Origin of the sequence: Pedobacter cryoconitis, assembly GCF_014207135.1 — a bacterium.
Taxonomy (GTDB): Bacteria; Bacteroidota; Bacteroidia; order Sphingobacteriales; family Sphingobacteriaceae; genus Pedobacter; species Pedobacter cryoconitis_D.
The window spans coordinates 144505-160903 of sequence record NZ_JACHCC010000007.1; the positions used below are offsets into that span (position 1 = coordinate 144505).

Sequence of the window (16399 nt, forward strand, 5' to 3'; positions counted from 1 at the left end):
ATCGTTTTAAAACAATTTTTATGCCATCCGGGTGATTAATGACTGGAGATATTAAATGAAATTGGGACATTAAAAGCAACTCTGGCAGGTTTACCTCTGTAAAGTCCAGGCTCCCATAAAGGAGATCTTTTCATCACCCGGACAGCTTCTTTAGCCAGATCGTCATTTACATAATTAACCACTTTGACATCGGTTAAGGTACCATCTTTTTCCACTGTAAATTTCACAATGGCTACCCCGGTTATACCTGCCCGGCGGCAATTTTCCGGATAATTAACATGTCCGCGAAGATAGCTGTAAAATCGGTCCATACCCCCTTTAAATTTAGGCATAGTCATGTTACTGGTGTATTTATAAGTTACATCCTGGTCATCCGTACTCTCACCTGAAATTAGTTTCCCATTTGTGTAGGTTTCAGTATACTGACTGCTGGTTTTTGTTTTGTCACCAGTCCAGACCCCATCAGGAACTCCATTTTTGATTGCTCCACGCTCTATGATTTTTCCAAAATCCTGATCATAAATTATATAATCTCCATTCCCTTCAACTGCCAGTTCTTTTCCGGTAGAATCTCTGACCTCATTGATATGAACATCAGGAGGACCTGGGAAAGGGGAGCTTTTATAAACCGAAATGGTATACAAATTGCCGCTCGGATAATATCTGTAAGCAGTATCTGTCATTAGTCCTTTACTGAAGTTTGCGATCTCTTTTTTGTTCCCGTTCGGGTAGTAGACCCTGCGGTATCCTTCATAAGAAGGGGGATCTATTTTACTGGACATCCCTATTGTCTTTTTAGTACCATCCATATAATACTCTCTCACCGGATACAACTCAGATCCCTGTTCGGGTTCCTGGACAATGCGGATATAGTCTGCACTGTCGCGCTGAGTAACGTACTGCCCATTGTTTTTAATGAAATAGGTGTTCTGGCGCTGGGCAGATACTTTGATGAAGAAGCATAAGAATAGAGACAAAAGAAGATTAAATCTGATCATTAAAACTGTGTGTTATTATTTAAGGTTAATTTGATAAAGTAAATGATACAGGAACATTATAGGAGACTTTGACTATTTTACCCTTGACAATTCCAGGTTCCCAGGGAGGGCAGGCTTTAATTACTCTTATTGCCTCTTTTGCCATATCCGGATCGACATAATTGACTACTTTAATGTCGTCTAAAGTTCCATCTTTCATCACTGTGAATTTCACAACGGCTACACCTTGTATACCTTCGCGATTACATCTTGCAGGATATTCCACGTTTCTATGTAAATATTTGTAAAACTTATCTATACCACCTTTAAATTGAGGCTGAATAAAGCTTTTGGTGTATTTGTAGATGACAAGCTGATTATCAGTGCTCACTCCGGAAACCAGTTCCCCGTTTGCGTAGATTTCAGTGTACGGATCACTGGTTTTTGTTTGATCACCTGTCCAGGTTCCATCAGGAACTCCGTTTTTTATGGGGCCTCTCTCTACGATATTTTTAAAATCGTCATCATAAACTAAATCCTGACCATTTCCGTTAATGACCATTTCTTTACCCGTGCTATCCATAACTGTCTTGGTAAAAATAACCGTGGGGGCCGGGTCAGGATAATTGGTATAGGATACGACTTTGTATAGTTGGCCATTGGGATAATAAGTGTAGGCCGTATCAGTAATTTTTCCTTTGCTGTAACTGGCGATCATTTTTCTTTTTCCATTTGGATAAAAGCTGCGGTAAGGACCTTCATAAAGCGGCGGGTCTATTTTGCTGGTCCTTCCCAGTGTTTTTGCTTTTCCATCTAAGTAGTATTCTTTTATGCCATAAAGATCGGTGCCTTTCTCAGGCTCCTGAACGAAGCGGATATAATCGGCACTGTCACGTTGAGTAACATATTGTCCGTCATTTTTAATAAAGTATGTATTTTGGCGTTGCGCAGAAACCTTTAAAAAAGGGCTCAGGAGTACAAAAAGGAGAAGGTTGAATCTGGACATTTGAGATAGACGTTATGTCCGCAAGTTATCTGTATTTCATTTGAATAAAAAATTAAATTATGCGTAATGACAATTAATTTAAATCCTTCATTTTAACAGAAATGCTGTAATTTTAGACATTGATTAAATGTTATTGCGAATGAAACAGATTACGCTCTTCTTTTTGTTTTTACTGGGTTCAATTTTTTCCAGGGCACAGGATCCTGTAAAATACCGCGTTATCTTTATTGGTGATGCCGGAGAAATGAATACCGTACAGAGAGCGTCACTGAAAGATGCGGCAAAACAGGTGATTGCCGGAAAAACAACTGTCATGTACCTGGGTGATAATATTTATCCCAATGGAATGGGCTTACCTGGCAGCCCGGAAGAAGCAACGACCAAACAGATTTTACAATCACAGTTCCAGCCTATGCGCCAGATGGGGGCAGCAGTTTATTTTATTCCTGGTAATCATGACTGGGATAAAATGGGGCCTCAGGGGCTGGCTAAAATAATCGCCCAGGGAGAATATCTGGCTGCACAGAATGATTCTCTGTTAAAAATGGTTCCCCCTAACGGATGTCCTGATCCGACGGCTATACAACTGACCGATAATCTCACGATTATAACTTTTGACAGTGAATGGTGGCTGTTTCCTTATGCTAAACGAAATCCTGAAGCTGAATGTAATTGTAAAACTAAAGACGATGTTATTGCCAGAATGCAGGAGCTGCTGGAAGCTAACAGAGGTAAAATTATTCTGTTTGCTGATCATCATCCGTTACAAAGTTATGGGGTGCATGGCGGATATTTTTCACTGAAAGACCATGTTTTTCCGTTAACCTCACTGAATAAAAACCTGTATGTGCCTTTGCCGGTTGTGGGTTCATTATATCCTTTGCTGCGGTCTGTGTTTTTAAGTCCGGAGGATATGCATCATCCTTTTTATAAAGAGATGATCAAAAAAATAAACGGAGTCTTCGGTGCTTATCCAAACCTGACTTATTTTTCAGGGCATGAACATGGTTTGCAGTTAATCAAAAGTGATCAGCTTAATCTTCAGGTGGTAAGTGGTGGGGGAGCTAAACACTCCGCCAATAAAAAGGGTAAAAATTCTATTTTTCATGAATCAGCCCAGGGTTATGTGGTAGCAGATCTGCTGATGAACAATGATATGCGTTATGATTTTTATGAATACACTGATAACGGCGTAAAAAAAGTATACAGTTATACCAAAGCATTTGTCCCGGTTTCTGATGCACCTCAGCACATTGTTAAAGTAATCACAAAAGATAGTGTTTCTATCAAAATATATCCAAAATACGATAGTGTAAGTAAGGTCCACCGGTTCTTATTCGGAGAAAACTACCGTAAAGAATATGCAATGAAGATAAAGGTTCCGGTGATCAGGCTGTCTGAAATAAAAGGCGGTTTAATGCCGCTTCAGCGAGGTGGAGGTTTCCAGTCACATTCTTTAAGGATGGTAGACAAACAGGGGACGGAATGGGTTTTGAGAAGTGTTGAGAAATTCCCGGAAGCATTGTTACCTGAGAATCTCAAAGAAACTTTTGCGAAAGATATCCTGAAAGATAACATGTCTGCCCAGCATCCGTTTTCGGCATTGATAGTTCCCGAGATTGCCAGTGCAGTGGGTGTGGCACACGCCAATCCGATAATCGGTTGGGTCTCTCCTGATGCTAATCTGGGGAAATATGGAAGAGTATTTGAAAACACGCTTTGTCTTCTGGAAGAACGTGAACCTACCGGGAAATCTGACAACACGCACAAAATGTTTAAGAAGCTGGTGAAAGACAATGATTACACCTATGATGGTCCGGCTTTTTTAAGGGCAAAAGCATTGGATGTAATTATCGGGGACTGGGACCGGCATTTTGATCAATGGAGATGGACACTGGATAAAAGTGGAAAAAGAGCTGTCTACAGTCCTGTGCCACGTGACCGTGATCAGGTTTTTTATCTGACCCAGGGTATTATCCCGCGTTATGCGCAGTCATCTACCTTTTTGCCAATGATCCAGGGATATGAAAGAAATATAACCAATATCAACTGGTACGTATGGGAGAGCAGGGATATGGCTACCCGTATATTAAGTCAGCTGACAGAAAAAGAGTGGATGGACATTATTCATGCTTTCTGTGCCCAGCTGACGGATGAAGTTTTTGAAAAAGCATTGAGAAAATTACCTGAACCAGCATATTCTATGCGTCATGATCAGTTTCTGGCACAGCTGAAAGAGCGGAGGGCAAAACTACCGGAAATGATGGATCAGTACTATCATTTTCTGAATAAAATTATAGATATCCAGGCGAGTGATAAAGGAGAGCTGATAGAAATATCGGATGCTTCAGGCGGAGGTTTAACCATTGATATTCATCAGTTGTCAAAAAACAAGAAAGTAAAAGATCAGATATTTCTGAAAACATTTGATCCTAAAATTACCAAAGAAATCAGGTTGTATACCAAGGATGGAAATGACAGCCTGGTTTTAAATAATAAAAGTGCTGATATCAAATTAAGAATTATCGGTGGCCATGGCAACAAAGCTTATCATGTGGAAAATTCTTATCATAAAGTAACGCTTTATGATAAAACAGACAGCACTAGTTTTACTGGTAATACAGGCCGTTTACATAAAGTACTTTCTAATGATACGGCAAATATATCCTATAGACAGACGGATCTGTACCACAGAAGTCTGTACCTGCTGGACGGAGGCTATAATAATGATGACGGCTTGTCATTAGGCCTGTCGGTTAAATTCATGAACCCTGGTTTCAGGAGGTTCCCTTATGGAAATACACAACAATTCTCTTTTATACATTCTTTCAGTACCAAGGCTTTTAAATTCGATTACAGGGGTGAATGGATGCATACAGTAGGGAAAGCCGATCTGATCCTGGCTGCCAGTGCATATGCTCCCCATAATACACAGAATTTCTTCGGACTGGGGAATGAAACTGTTTTTGATAAGTCTATCGATGGAATCAGTTATTACCGTGCCAGGTTTAGTTTATATCAGTTAGATCCGGCACTGAGATGGAAAAGACCTAAATCTTCTTTTAGTGTAGGGCCATCATTGCAATATTATGCTTTTAACAGGAATGATAACACAGGAAGGTTTATTAACAATAGTACCGGTCTGCATTCTTCGGACAGTCTTACCATTGCAAAGAATAAATTATACACAGGAATAGTAATTAACTTCATTAATAATACCCGTAATAACCAGGTGTTACCTTCTCTGGGCAGTTATATCAACTTAAGATTGCAGGGCTATACCGGATTAAACAGCTATTCTAATACCTATGGTCAGTTTACCGGAAGTGTCGCATTGTATAAAAACCTGGATAACCGGGCTAATTTTGTAATTGCTGAGCGTTTTGGCGGTACAGTAACGGTAGGTAAACAGCCATTTTATCAATCTGCATTTTTAGGCGGGGAGGGAACTTTACTGGGTTATCGTCAGTTCCGGTTTGCCGGTGACCACAGCTTTTATAATAACTTGGAAATGAGAGTTAAACTGGCTGATTTTGTAAGTTATGTATTACCCGGACAATTAGGTCTGGTGGGTTTTCAGGATATCGGCCGGGTATGGAAAAAGGGAGAAGAATCGAGTACCTGGCATACTGGTGTTGGTGGTGGTCTATATTTTGCACCTGCTTCAATGGCTGTTGTGCGTTTGGTAGCCGGACATTCGGACGAAGGATGGAACCCTTATATTTCTCTTAGTTTTCGCTATTAGGGGAAAATTATTAACTTGAGCAGATGAGTAATTTACTAACTGAATCAACTATTATTCTTGAAAATGACCGGGTGTTAATCAGACCGCTTACAGTGGATGATCACGAACATTTATTATCAATTTCTTTAAATGAACCGGAGCTCTGGCATTTTTCTCTGGTTTCTGCTGCCGGATCAGAAAACCTGACACAATATATTAAGACCGCGTTGGAAGACAGGGCTAAAGGAACAGCTTATCCGTTTATTGTTTATGATAAGCTGACCAATAGCTATGCTGGTTCAACCAGGTATTACGATATACAGGAACGTTTTAAGACACTTCAGCTTGGATACACCTGGTATGGTGAAGATTTCCAGGGGACAGGACTAAATAAAAACTGTAAATATCTGTTGCTGAAATATGCATTCGAAGATCTGGGTATGGAAAGAGTTGAATTCCGCGCAGATAACAGTAACCACAGGAGTATCGCTGCGATGAAAAGCATAGGTTGTAAAATGGAAGGTGTATTACGCAACCATATGCCTAATAATCATGGGGGCAGAAGAGACAGTATAGTTTTAAGTATCTTAAAGGGAGAGTGGGAGGCTTACGTTAAATCAAACCTGGAGGAGAAAATATTTCCGTCTGATCCGGATGGCAACGTTAACTAAGGCAATTAGTGCCGGGACCTCGACCAGCGGGCCGATTACGCCTGCAAAAGCCTGACCGGAGTTAATCCCGAATACCCCAATAGACACAGCAATAGCCAGTTCAAAATTATTACCGGTTGCAGTGAAAGCTATAGCTGTGCTTTTAGCATAGTCAGCACCAAAATATTTTCCTGCAAAAAAGCTGGTTATGAACATAACAATAAAATAAATAACCAGCGGAACAGCAATGCGGATTACATCCAAAGGGATTTTTACAATCAGGTCGCCTTTCAGACTGAACATGACAATGATGGTAAATAATAAGGCGATTAATGTGAGCGGTGAGATAAATGGTACAAACTTAGCCTGAAACCAATGCTCACCTTTGAGTTTAAGGAGAATAAATCTGCTGCTGATCCCTAAGACAAAGGGGATACCCAGGTAAATACCTACACTTTTAGCAATTTCCGTTATCGTAATATGGATAGCCAGGCCTTTGATCCCAAAAAGGGGAGGTAATACCGTTAGAAAGAGGTAGGCATAGACACTGTATAAAAGTACCTGGAATATACTGTTTAAGGCAATCAGTCCGGCTCCATATTCTCTGTTTCCTTCAGCCAGTTCATTCCAGACCATGACCATCGCGATACATCTGGCCAGCCCGATCAGAATTAGCCCGGCCATATATTCCGGATAATCTCTCAAAAAAGTAATGGCCAGAATAAACATTAAAACAGGTCCTATAACCCAGTTCAGTAAAAGTGAAACACTTAGAATCCTGGTATCCTTAAACACTTCAGCCATATGCTCATATTTTACTTTTGCCAGAGGTGGATACATCATTAAGATCAGCCCAATGGCCAGCGGAATGTTTGTGGTCCCGCTCGAAAAGGAATTAATAAAAGCAGCCGAAGAAGGAAAGAGAAAACCTGTCGCTACACCAATGGCCATGGCCAGGAAAATCCAGAGTGTAAGATAACGATCTAAAAAGCTGAGTTTTTTTCTTTCCAGGGCAGGAGTACAGGATGTAGCAGACATTTTTAAGAGATGCTTAAGTTTTCAAGAGTAAAATTTTGTATATAACTGCGGATCATGTCGCGGACTATGGCAAATTGTTCCATGACCTCCTGTTCAGTTCCCGATGCTTTTGCCGGATCAGGAAAATTATAATGCAGTTTTATAGCCTGATTAGGGAAATACGGGCAGCTTTCTCTGGCATTATCACACACGGTAATCACATAGTCAAATTCAATTCCTGAATATTCATTGACATTATTCGAAGTGTGGGCAGAGATGTCAATACCATCCCTTTTCATAATTTCTATGGCTTTTGGATTTACACCATGTGTTTCAATCCCAGCACTATAGATTTCTGCCCGGTTTCCTGCAAAATATCTTAGATAACCTTCAGCAATCTGACTGCGGCAACTATTGCCGGTACATAGAACAAGTATTTTCATAAGGTATATTTTTTAGCAGCAGCCACTATCCGGGCTGCAGGTATTCCCGTCAGTCAGATTAAACATTTCTATTTTTAATTTGGGAACTGTTCCGCAGCTTTCTCCCCTTCCGATTGCTTTACACTCACTTTTACCAGGATTCAGATCCACTATGAGGTCATCACCGGTTAAGTTCAGTTGGGTAGGGAATAATTGACGCATATCATATTGTTCATTTCCGAATTCAATTTTTACTACTGCCAGTGGATTTAAAGGCATAGATTGCTCCACGAGATTAATAATCGATAGGGCTTTTTTTACCTGCATAGCGCGCGTACTGTCTTTTTTTTCAGGTTCCCATAGTTGAAGGATGACTTCTGTCCAGGTATTCATAACCCCACCACAGTCTACAGAGGTAATAGGGGCTTGTTTAATCTCTGTCAGGTGATAGGAAGCATCTATCCGTTTATCATCTCCATACTGAAACTGTAAAAGCTGCTCCGGATGCTGTTCAAGGAATGATTTGAAAGTCTTCCAGTTGATTAATTCTGGTTTGTTCATAATATTGCAATTTAACGATTGATTAGGTTAATTTTTTTAGAGCCTGATGGTTGACGATCTATTAACAACAGTTTTTTTGTGGGATATAAGCCGCAAAGAAGGCATTGAGCTGATTTTGCAATAGCTTCCAGTTTTCCGGATGAATGCAATAGCAGACACTAACCCCTTCAATTGTTCCCTGGATCAGACCGGCATTTTTTAATTCTCTTAAATGTTGTGATATAGTAGCCTGGGCCAGTCCCAATTCATCTACCAGGTCACCACATATACAAGCATTTGCTTTGATAATGCTTTGCAGAATAGCAATCCGCGCCGGGTGGGCCATAGCTTTCAGTAAAGTGGCGATCTTGTTCTGCTCGGCAGTAAATATTTCAGTTTTTGTCAGTCCCATAATATATATTGCAATATTACGATTAATATAGATATCTAGCTATATTTTTTGTTTTTTATTGAAAGAAAATCTTCTGGCAATTGTAAAACCCCAGCGATACTGCCCTTTTAGCCAGGAACTGGTGGTTTGTGAGATATACTGCATTTCTTCTATGGCTTGTGCATTGGTGAAATTCAGATGAAATACATGTCCGCCAGTTTCAATTTCCAGTCCGACATCTAATGGATTATAGAATTTTACGCCATTAACCTGCTCCAGGTAAGCTTTGTCTGCCTGATTACGGAATGGAATAAAATAATCTACTACAATAGCCATTCGCTTACTGATTTTAGCTCTTCCGCCAAAGCCAAGGGCAAAGAGGTCATTCTGATCCCGGAATGCTGTGAAATTCCGGTGCAGATAACTCGGGGTAAGGCTAAAAGAGAAGTTTGAATTAAACTTCCTGGCGAGGATAACCTGACTGACATAATTCATCCGGTCACTGAACCGGCGATAGGCAGTTGCTGCTGCCGGATCATCGCTTGCACGGACTGCGGCGATTGTATTACTTCCGAATAAAGTAACGGCAACGGGAATATAATCATCGGTTGTCTGTTCCAGTAACCGGTATTTAATATTTCCTTCATATAGCTGTTGCACATCTGTAGCACCTTTTGCCCTGGCCAGGCCAATACTCAAACGGTCTGACAAACCGTATTCAAAACCTATCCTTACATCGGTTGCGTGATCCAGTCCGAAGAATTGTCTGATGCCGCCGTTGCCGCCTGCAATATCTCCAAACCGATGATCTACTTTAAATTCCAGTTCGTTTTGATGAATAGTCTCATTGGTATGACCGTTAACTAATTTGATGTCTTTAAATGTTGCGGCTACTTTCTCATGAACGGGTTTGTTGTCTGCTAATTCTTTTTCTAATTCTTCCTGTCCGAAGCTGTGCAGTGTACTGAAAATGAGGAGGAGCAGAAGGAGTTTTTTGAATAATCTTGTTCTCATTTGGTTATGGTTTTCGTGGGTTGATAGACGGCTGATAATCGTACTTCTACGTATTCTGCGATATTTTTAAATACAAGGGATGGGATCTTAATCTGATAATCTTCAATTTTTATTTTAAACACAGATTTTGCAGTGACTACTCCATTGCTAATGATCATGGCCACTCTGCAGGACCAGGGTTTAGTTACGCCGTGGATCTGGAGTGTACCTTCGACAGTAAGATTGTAATTCCCGTCCTTATTGAAGTCGAGCTCATCGGTGATTCTTCCGCTGAATTTAGAAAATGGATAGCGGTCACTTTCCATGTAATCCTCGTTAAAATGTTCCTGCATAAGTTTCTTTTGAAACTGAAAGGAAGTATTGCTGACTTTGAAAATGATATTCCTGGTTTTGGGATCTATCACCGAACTGGCGGTATTGCTCTTTCCTTCTATATCTTCCATGACTGTACCCGAAAAGAAAGAGACAGTGGCATTTTTACTGCTTAAAATATATTGTGCGCGGGAGGGAAATGTAAATGAACAAATGAAAAGGAGAAGATACAGTGCTTTCTTCATAGGTTTTGGTTTTGAATGGTAACTGTTTTTGTTTGTTTTACTGAGACATTCCAGAGTCGAACCAGGTCTGTAAAGATTGTAGGTCTGCAGCAGAGAGGCTTCCGCCCAATGGCATCGTTTTACTGACTAAAACAGCTTGTTTAATCTTGTCAGCATTAGCTGTTACAGAACTGTAGCCATTAAAACTCCAGGCTGAGGCGCCACCTCTGCCCGGTGCATGACAGCCTGCACATCTGGACTGAAGCAAACCTTGTACAAAACCTGTATAGGTAACCTGTGTACCGGGATTGACCGGTACAACAGGTTTAAGTTCTTCAGCTTGTTTTTTTGAACAGGCAGCCAATAAAAGCACGCTTATCGCTATAGCGATAAAATGATTTACATATTTTGACATATCAGGATCTTAAGGGGTTAATGCAATAGTGTTCACGGTTAGTATAGGCCATAAACCAGAATTTATACTGACTCCTTTGGTATCACCACGTTTGGCATCAGGACCAAAATAATATAAGGGATGGCCTTTGTAGGTGAGTTGTTTTTTACCCGCCGAAGTAATCTGCATCATCATGTCTTTTTTAAGAACAGATGGTACATTCAGAATATCTGATTCGTAAATCGGCCAGGTACTGTTGTTGCTTAAGTCTGCTTTAGTGTAAGTATTGAGATTATACGTATCGGGTTTGAAAGCATATAAAGTTCTGCCCGAGGCATCGGTTAAATATTGTGTGATTCCTGTGCCCAATTTTTCGTCACTGGTGTAGTTCTGACCATCCAGGCCCACTAACTGATAGTTGGCCAGCATGACTGAATAATCCGGTTTGGCAACAAACCATGTTCCGCCCGAACCATCTCCATTCACATCAGATTTGTTGGTGTCGCCCGAAAAATAATATAAAGGCCATCCTTTATAGGCAGTTTGTTTGCTGCCATCTGCACGGGTAATCGTGCTGATATCAGTTGCGGTAATTCCTGTTGGAGCAGTTTGGTTCCCGGCATAGTATGGCATCCAGGTTATTGCACAAGCTCCGGTACAGCCTGAGGAGCCATTGGCATCAATAGAGAAAAAATAGAGTGTTTTTCCATTGGCATCGGTAAGGATACTGCCAAAAGTAGCATTGGTGGTCAACTGAAGATTAGAACTTGCCACAGGAGGAGTAACAGGATTTCCGTAAGGATTATCAGGAGACATCGTGTCATTTTTTTTCGAACAGGCTGATAGAAAAAACAATGTAGCCAAGCTGCAAAGGGCCAGACATTTTTTTAGAGATAGGACCATCGTATTTACGGTTAAAGGTGATAAGTATTTTTAATTATTGAGGTTACGGTACCGTGTTAAGAAAGGTTGCTTGTGATATTGATAAAATATTTTAATTAAAAAATAATGCGCTGTTTTACAGCTTTTTATGGTCTAAATAAAATTTTCTTGCTAGGTTTGGCAACCTATTGAACGGTCTCTCCGTATAGGGGGTAAATGACGCAGGTTAAATTATAAGAACAGGTGCAAAGTATTATTAACGGGTGCATCAAAAAAGACAGGTCTAGTCAGTACTTACTCTATAAAGAATTTTATAGTTATTGCCTTGCTATATGCCGCCGGTATTCCTTAAATGATGACGATGCTGCCGAAGTTCTAAATGATGGTTTCCTGAAGGTCTTCACCTATATCGGGAAATACGATCTGACGAAGCCATTTAAACCGTGGATTGCACGCATTATTACGAATACTGCGATTGATCATTACCGGATGAACTTGAAATTTTCTGATCATGACGATGTCAGCGAACATGAGGATATCGGCCATGGCGCAGCAATTTATGATCATCTGGCCTATAAAGATCTGCTGATCCTGATCCAGACGCTTTCTCCCGCCTATCGTACTGTATTTAATTTATATGCGATTGACGGCTATTCACATGAAGAGATAGCTGGTCTTTTAAAAATATCAGCTGGTACTTCTAAATCCAATTTATTTAAGGCAAGACAACATTTAAGAGAAAAACTCAAGGTTTTAAATATGAACCAACCTCCTGATAGCCAGCAGGAGAAGGAAAACCTGGGTGTCAATAAAGAAATGGCAATAAAACAGATAAATACTGATGAATAGAGATAATGATATAGATCAGCTATTTAGAGATAAGTTAAGTGATCCGGAGATCCCATTCAATGAAATGGACTGGAAACAAATGGAGGCTAAACTTGATCAGCAGCAAAAGAAAAGACTTGTTCCGGTGTGGCTATACGGGGCAGGAGGGATTGCGGCTGCATTGATAATTTCATTGTACTGGATTCTGGTAAATCCTGTCAGTGTCGATAAACGGGTTATCAAAGATACTTTGACAAATAAAAAGCCAGGACAACAGTCGGTTATCCCTTTTTCAGTACCTGATTCACTAAACCCTGCCGCCGATTCCTCACAGCTGCAGCCGGACCTAAAAAATGGGGATATGCTGGCTGGAAATAGAGCGCAACCGGTTATGAATAATATTGCCAGAACAGAAAGCCAGCTATTGGAGGAATGGTCAGGACAACCTGTATGGAGTGTGCCTTCTCCGCTTCAGGTGAAAATGGGGACGTTGCAGACTATCAAGGTCCATCCTTTTGTTTCTCCCGAAACCGATAGCTCCAGATTAGCTGAAAAAGCAAATGCGCTGGCGCATAGTAAAGATCCGGCAGGAAGAATTGACGCTGTTGAAATTGCAAGATCTGTGAAGCAAAAGATGGAGAATGCCTTACAGCAGAATCATGAGGTGATTGTCAGTGCGATGGCTGCGCCTGATCTGTCTTTTGCAAAATCGAGCAAACCGTCTAAGGTAAGTTCTAATGTAGGGATGCTGGCTACCTACGCTTTTGGCTCTAAAATCAGTGTGACTTCGGGGGCAATCTATTCAAGGAAGTTTTATAATAGTGGAGGAACAGCACCTCAGAGCAATAATTATAGCCCAGGAGCAGACTGGCAGGTTAACGCAGATTGTAATGTGCTGGATATTCCGCTGAATGTAAATTATAAGATTTTCAGTCAGAAAAAATTGGCGATAAGTCTGAATACGGGGTTATCCAGTTATTTTATGCTGAAAGAAAAGTATCAGTTTATCACAGGACAGCCGGGACCGTCACAGCAGGTTTCAACGCTGGAGATTAATAACCAGAACCAGCATCTTTTTGGTATAGCCAATGTTTCTATAAGTTTTGATCATCAGATAAGCCCTTCGGTGAGTATAGGGGTGCAGCCTTTTGCTAAATTACCATTAACAGGAATCGGTTATGGTAAAGCCGATCTGAAGTCGGCAGGAGTATCGTTCTCTTTGAATATTGGTTTGTTTCCTGCTAAAAAACCAGGTAAATATGCAGCTGTTCAATATTAAACAGCTGCATATTAAATTTATATGGTCGTAGTGATATAGGTATTCTCCAGAGTGCCGTCATCATATAATTTGATAATTGCATATCCGGGAGGGGTTTCCTGATAATAATAAGGCTTAGCCGATTTTTCATCGCCTTTGCCCCACCAGAAGCCACTCATTGCTCCGTTACAATAGTACTCGACACCATTATACCAGGCTCTGTCCAGTAAATGCTGATGTCCGCTCAGGCATACTTTAACTTTATCTTTGTACTTATAAAACAACTTTTTCAACTCTTTATGATCCCCATGCTGTCCGCCTTCCCAGCTACTGGTTACTGTCAGTACCGGGTAATGTGACATCAGCAGTACCAGGGTACCTGGCGCCAGTTGCTCTAATTCATTTTCCAGCCATTTAAACTGCTCTTCGTCTAATGAGGTATTTTTATTATTCCCGTCCAGTATAATAAAATGCCATCCTTTTTTAGAAAAGCTATAATAACGGTTAGGGATTTTCAATCTTTTAACCACGTAATCTTTACCGTACATCTCGTCCTGCTTTGAAGGGGCAGCCCACCAGGTATCATGATTACCTATGCAACTGTGTAACTCATAACCTGAAATCTGGCTGATACATTTATCCCAGACTCTCCACTGATCGATTACTTCTTCTCTTTTGACATGATCGTAATCTGCCGCATGAATGCTATCTCCTCCGTTGAGAAAGAAATCAACTTTTAGTTTTTTAATATCCTGAAGACATTTTTCAAATCTTTGTTCGGCATCTTCAAAATGACGGATATGTACATCAGTAATATGCGCAACTGTTAAAACCAGTTTCTTTTTAGATGAATGGGATGTTTCGGCCGGAGCTGTAGCTGCATGACCTATTTCTCCCAGGGCCAGGGCCACAGTAGCAAGGGGTATTGCTTTTAATAAACTTCTTCTTTTCATTGCTTTATATTTTACCAGCCAGTAGGCTGAGTCAGTTTTGGATTAAGTATGATTTGCTGAAAAGGGATTGGGAAATAGTAATATTTAGGTTCTATAAAAGATCTCGGTGTATTGATGTTTTCCGGGAACATGACAAAACCTGAAGTTGTATTACTTAAATAAAAACTATTGTCACTCAGATAGTAAAGGACCAGTTTAGTACGTACTGCATCTGGAAGGTTTGCGATCGGAGCAGTCTGATCAGGTGATTGTAAAATAGCAATGTCTTCTACTCCATCGCCCGTAACATCAAAAGCCCCCAGTTTCGGTACATACATTCCCTGTGTCGGTCTTTCCAGTAATTTACCAGCTTTCCATCTTAGTAAATCGGCATATCTGAAACCTTCACAGGCAAGCTCTACATTTCGTTCCCGGCGGATCTCCAGTAAGACGCCTTTGCTGCTGATCTGGGGATACATATTCATTAATACCGGATCGGGATTTGTATTCGCTGTTCCGATGTTTAAAGGAGATACGCCAGCACGGTTACGCAATAGGTTTATAGTTTGATCAATATCGCTTTGCGTGATGGTACCTTGCTCAGCTTTTGCTTCTGCATTAATCAATAGGATCTCGGCATAACGGATAATAGGCAAATCAGTAAACTCGGTATATACTTTGGCTACAGGGTCAATCGCATAAAACTTAATTTGCGGATACCCGCCAAAGGTTGGCCTGATTTTATTTGGTATCCCTAGTGTAGTAGAAAACCCCGGAGGCATAATCGTCGTTGCCATCCTCGGATCACGGTTCTTGAAAATCTCGACATACGGTTTCGTATCCCAGCCAGGGCTGGAAGTAAATGGTGTTCCATCTGTCATCAGATAGGTATCAGCCATAGATTTGCTGATTGACCATTGCCAGTCAAAAACATAGTGTGTACTATTAGAATGATTGAGTGCCTGACTATTGTTCTGATAAAAGATCATCTCCTTATTTGTACTCAGATCGGTACTGGTAAATAATTTTTGATAATCAACTCCTTTTAGACCAGTGTTATAGATGGAAAAACCTGCGCCCATAATTTCCTGAGAGGCAGAAACAGCTCTGTCGAGGAAGGCACCGGCGCTACTTTGTAAGCCTAGTTCGTCATGATATTTTCTGAAAGTACCTTCGTAAAGACAGAAACGGGCAAGCAGAGACAGGGAAGCCCATTTGGTAATCCTTGTGTTCGTACCAGCAGCTTTTACGTTTTTTGCTGCATATTCAAAATCTGCCCGGATGGAATCGGCAACAAGGGTACGCGGATCTTTCGCCTTATATAATGCAGCCTCATCATTCGCATCCAGTACAGTGGTATAATAGGGAACATCTCCGTATCTTTTCAGCATCTCAAAATAGAAGATACCTCTGTAAAAACGGGCGATACCTATGAAATGATTAATTGTGGCCTGATCACCCTGTACATTCTGCAGGTTGTTTAGCATGTAATTGATTCTGCGCAGGTTCCTCCAATCCCAGGAAAGCACAGAAACATTGACTGGTGTAAGTTTTCCCCTGATCATATTGTCTGCTTCGCTGCCACCCAGATTGACAGAGATGTTATCAGAAAATAAATCATTTGTTCCAGGCCCTAATGAAGTCATACCTGTCATCTCATAAAACCCATTACTATAGGTTTCCAGATCTGTGGTAGTCTTGAAAAAATCTTTAGGATTAATTGAGGTTTGCGGGGTCCTGTCCAGGAAGTCTTTCTTGCAACCGGTAAACAGTAAGCTGATTGCGATAAGGGCAATAAACAGTGAATGGTAATATCTTGTAGTCATGT

Annotated in this window: 16 protein-coding genes; 4 read left to right on the top strand and 12 right to left on the bottom strand. The window is 40.7% G+C overall.

What is annotated here, in order from left to right; genetic code table 11:
• Positions 1 to 35: 35 nt before the first annotated feature.
• Together HDF25_RS14125 and HDF25_RS14130 are read right to left on the bottom strand one after the other, a co-directional pair.
• Entirely contained in the window at positions 36 to 998 is a 963-nt protein-coding gene (locus HDF25_RS14125; protein ID WP_184625772.1) for an energy transducer TonB, read from the bottom strand.
• 25 nt (positions 999 to 1023) lie between these two features.
• Positions 1024 to 1983, bottom strand: a complete 960-nt coding sequence (locus HDF25_RS14130; protein ID WP_184625774.1) for an energy transducer TonB — start codon at positions 1981 to 1983, stop codon at positions 1024 to 1026.
• 139 nt (positions 1984 to 2122) lie between these two features.
• Here HDF25_RS14130 and HDF25_RS14135 point away from each other — a divergent pair, with 139 nt between their 5' ends.
• Both HDF25_RS14135 and HDF25_RS14140 read left to right on the top strand, forming a co-directional pair.
• Positions 2123 to 5728: a BamA/TamA family outer membrane protein gene (locus tag HDF25_RS14135; RefSeq protein ID WP_184625776.1), complete on the top strand. Its 3606-nt coding sequence runs from the start codon at positions 2123 to 2125 to the stop codon at positions 5726 to 5728.
• 23 nt (positions 5729 to 5751) lie between these two features.
• Positions 5752 to 6378: a GNAT family N-acetyltransferase gene (locus tag HDF25_RS14140; protein ID WP_184625778.1), complete on the top strand. Its 627-nt coding sequence runs from the start codon at positions 5752 to 5754 to the stop codon at positions 6376 to 6378.
• Here HDF25_RS14140 and arsB read toward each other — a convergent pair.
• The 8 genes from arsB to HDF25_RS14180 form a co-directional block, all read right to left on the bottom strand.
• Positions 6325 to 7395 carry an ACR3 family arsenite efflux transporter gene (gene arsB, locus HDF25_RS14145; RefSeq protein WP_184625780.1) on the bottom strand — a complete coding sequence of 357 codons (1071 nt, stop codon included), beginning with the start codon at positions 7393 to 7395 and terminating at the stop codon, positions 6325 to 6327. The two genes, HDF25_RS14140 and arsB, sit on opposite strands and share 54 nt — an antisense overlap.
• Before the next feature lie 2 nt (positions 7396 to 7397).
• Complete coding sequence (locus HDF25_RS14150) at positions 7398 to 7817, bottom strand: arsenate reductase ArsC (RefSeq protein ID WP_184625783.1); 420 nt, start codon at positions 7815 to 7817, stop codon at positions 7398 to 7400.
• Positions 7818 to 7829: 12 nt separating this feature from the next.
• Complete coding sequence (locus HDF25_RS14155; RefSeq protein WP_184625785.1) at positions 7830 to 8357, bottom strand: DUF6428 family protein; 528 nt, start codon at positions 8355 to 8357, stop codon at positions 7830 to 7832.
• A 61-nt stretch (positions 8358 to 8418) separates the two neighbouring features.
• Positions 8419 to 8748, bottom strand: a complete 330-nt coding sequence (locus HDF25_RS14160; RefSeq protein ID WP_184625787.1) for an ArsR/SmtB family transcription factor — start codon at positions 8746 to 8748, stop codon at positions 8419 to 8421.
• Positions 8749 to 8787: 39 nt separating this feature from the next.
• A complete protein-coding gene (locus HDF25_RS14165) occupies positions 8788 to 9741 on the bottom strand; it encodes a DUF5777 family beta-barrel protein (RefSeq protein ID WP_184625789.1) in 954 nt (317 codons plus the stop codon).
• The gene (locus HDF25_RS14170; RefSeq protein WP_184625791.1) at positions 9738 to 10298 is read right to left on the bottom strand and encodes a YceI family protein; all 561 of its coding nucleotides are present in this window, start codon (positions 10296 to 10298) and stop codon (positions 9738 to 9740) included. Before HDF25_RS14170 ends, HDF25_RS14165 begins: the two co-directional genes overlap by 4 nt.
• 37 nt (positions 10299 to 10335) lie before the next feature.
• Positions 10336 to 10692: a c-type cytochrome gene (locus HDF25_RS14175; RefSeq protein WP_184625793.1), complete on the bottom strand. Its 357-nt coding sequence runs from the start codon at positions 10690 to 10692 to the stop codon at positions 10336 to 10338.
• Between the two features lie 9 nt (positions 10693 to 10701).
• Complete coding sequence (locus HDF25_RS14180; RefSeq protein ID WP_221450909.1) at positions 10702 to 11487, bottom strand: hypothetical protein; 786 nt, start codon at positions 11485 to 11487, stop codon at positions 10702 to 10704.
• A 309-nt stretch (positions 11488 to 11796) separates the two neighbouring features.
• Between HDF25_RS14180 and HDF25_RS14185 the strand changes: the two genes are divergently transcribed.
• Complete coding sequence (locus HDF25_RS14185) at positions 11797 to 12402, top strand: RNA polymerase sigma factor (protein WP_184625797.1); 606 nt, start codon at positions 11797 to 11799, stop codon at positions 12400 to 12402.
• Positions 12395 to 13660: a hypothetical protein gene (locus HDF25_RS14190; RefSeq protein ID WP_184625799.1), complete on the top strand. Its 1266-nt coding sequence runs from the start codon at positions 12395 to 12397 to the stop codon at positions 13658 to 13660. The genes HDF25_RS14185 and HDF25_RS14190 overlap by 8 nt, the downstream gene beginning before the upstream one ends.
• Positions 13661 to 13677: 17 nt before the next feature.
• Here HDF25_RS14190 and HDF25_RS14195 read toward each other — a convergent pair whose 3' ends face one another.
• Positions 13678 to 14592 carry a metallophosphoesterase family protein gene (locus HDF25_RS14195; protein ID WP_184625801.1) on the bottom strand — a complete coding sequence of 305 codons (915 nt, stop codon included), beginning with the start codon at positions 14590 to 14592 and terminating at the stop codon, positions 13678 to 13680.
• 11 nt (positions 14593 to 14603) lie between these two features.
• On the bottom strand, positions 14604 to 16397 hold the full coding sequence (locus HDF25_RS14200) for a RagB/SusD family nutrient uptake outer membrane protein (RefSeq protein ID WP_184625804.1): 1794 nt from the start codon (positions 16395 to 16397) through the stop codon (positions 14604 to 14606).
• Positions 16398 to 16399 lie beyond the last annotated feature (2 nt).

Bases quoted from the DNA above. Each gene is read 5' to 3' on its own strand.
- HDF25_RS14125 (WP_184625772.1), bottom strand. From the start codon at position 998: ATGATCAGATTTAATCTTCTTTTGTCTCTATTCTTATGCTTCTTCATC.
- HDF25_RS14130 (WP_184625774.1), bottom strand. From the start codon at position 1,983: ATGTCCAGATTCAACCTTCTCCTTTTTGTACTCCTGAGCCCTTTTTTA.
- HDF25_RS14135 (WP_184625776.1), top strand. From the start codon at position 2,123: ATGAAACAGATTACGCTCTTCTTTTTGTTTTTACTGGGTTCAATTTTT.
- HDF25_RS14140 (WP_184625778.1), top strand. From the start codon at position 5,752: ATGAGTAATTTACTAACTGAATCAACTATTATTCTTGAAAATGACCGG.
- arsB (WP_184625780.1), bottom strand. From the start codon at position 7,395: ATGTCTGCTACATCCTGTACTCCTGCCCTGGAAAGAAAAAAACTCAGC.
- HDF25_RS14150 (WP_184625783.1), bottom strand. From the start codon at position 7,817: ATGAAAATACTTGTTCTATGTACCGGCAATAGTTGCCGCAGTCAGATT.
- HDF25_RS14155 (WP_184625785.1), bottom strand. From the start codon at position 8,357: ATGAACAAACCAGAATTAATCAACTGGAAGACTTTCAAATCATTCCTT.
- HDF25_RS14160 (WP_184625787.1), bottom strand. From the start codon at position 8,748: ATGGGACTGACAAAAACTGAAATATTTACTGCCGAGCAGAACAAGATC.
- HDF25_RS14165 (WP_184625789.1), bottom strand. From the start codon at position 9,741: ATGAGAACAAGATTATTCAAAAAACTCCTTCTGCTCCTCCTCATTTTC.
- HDF25_RS14170 (WP_184625791.1), bottom strand. From the start codon at position 10,298: ATGAAGAAAGCACTGTATCTTCTCCTTTTCATTTGTTCATTTACATTT.
- HDF25_RS14175 (WP_184625793.1), bottom strand. From the start codon at position 10,692: ATGTCAAAATATGTAAATCATTTTATCGCTATAGCGATAAGCGTGCTT.
- HDF25_RS14180 (WP_221450909.1), bottom strand. From the start codon at position 11,487: ATGTCTCCTGATAATCCTTACGGAAATCCTGTTACTCCTCCTGTGGCA.
- HDF25_RS14190 (WP_184625799.1), top strand. From the start codon at position 12,395: ATGAATAGAGATAATGATATAGATCAGCTATTTAGAGATAAGTTAAGT.
- HDF25_RS14195 (WP_184625801.1), bottom strand. From the start codon at position 14,592: ATGAAAAGAAGAAGTTTATTAAAAGCAATACCCCTTGCTACTGTGGCC.
- HDF25_RS14200 (WP_184625804.1), bottom strand. From the start codon at position 16,397: ATGACTACAAGATATTACCATTCACTGTTTATTGCCCTTATCGCAATC.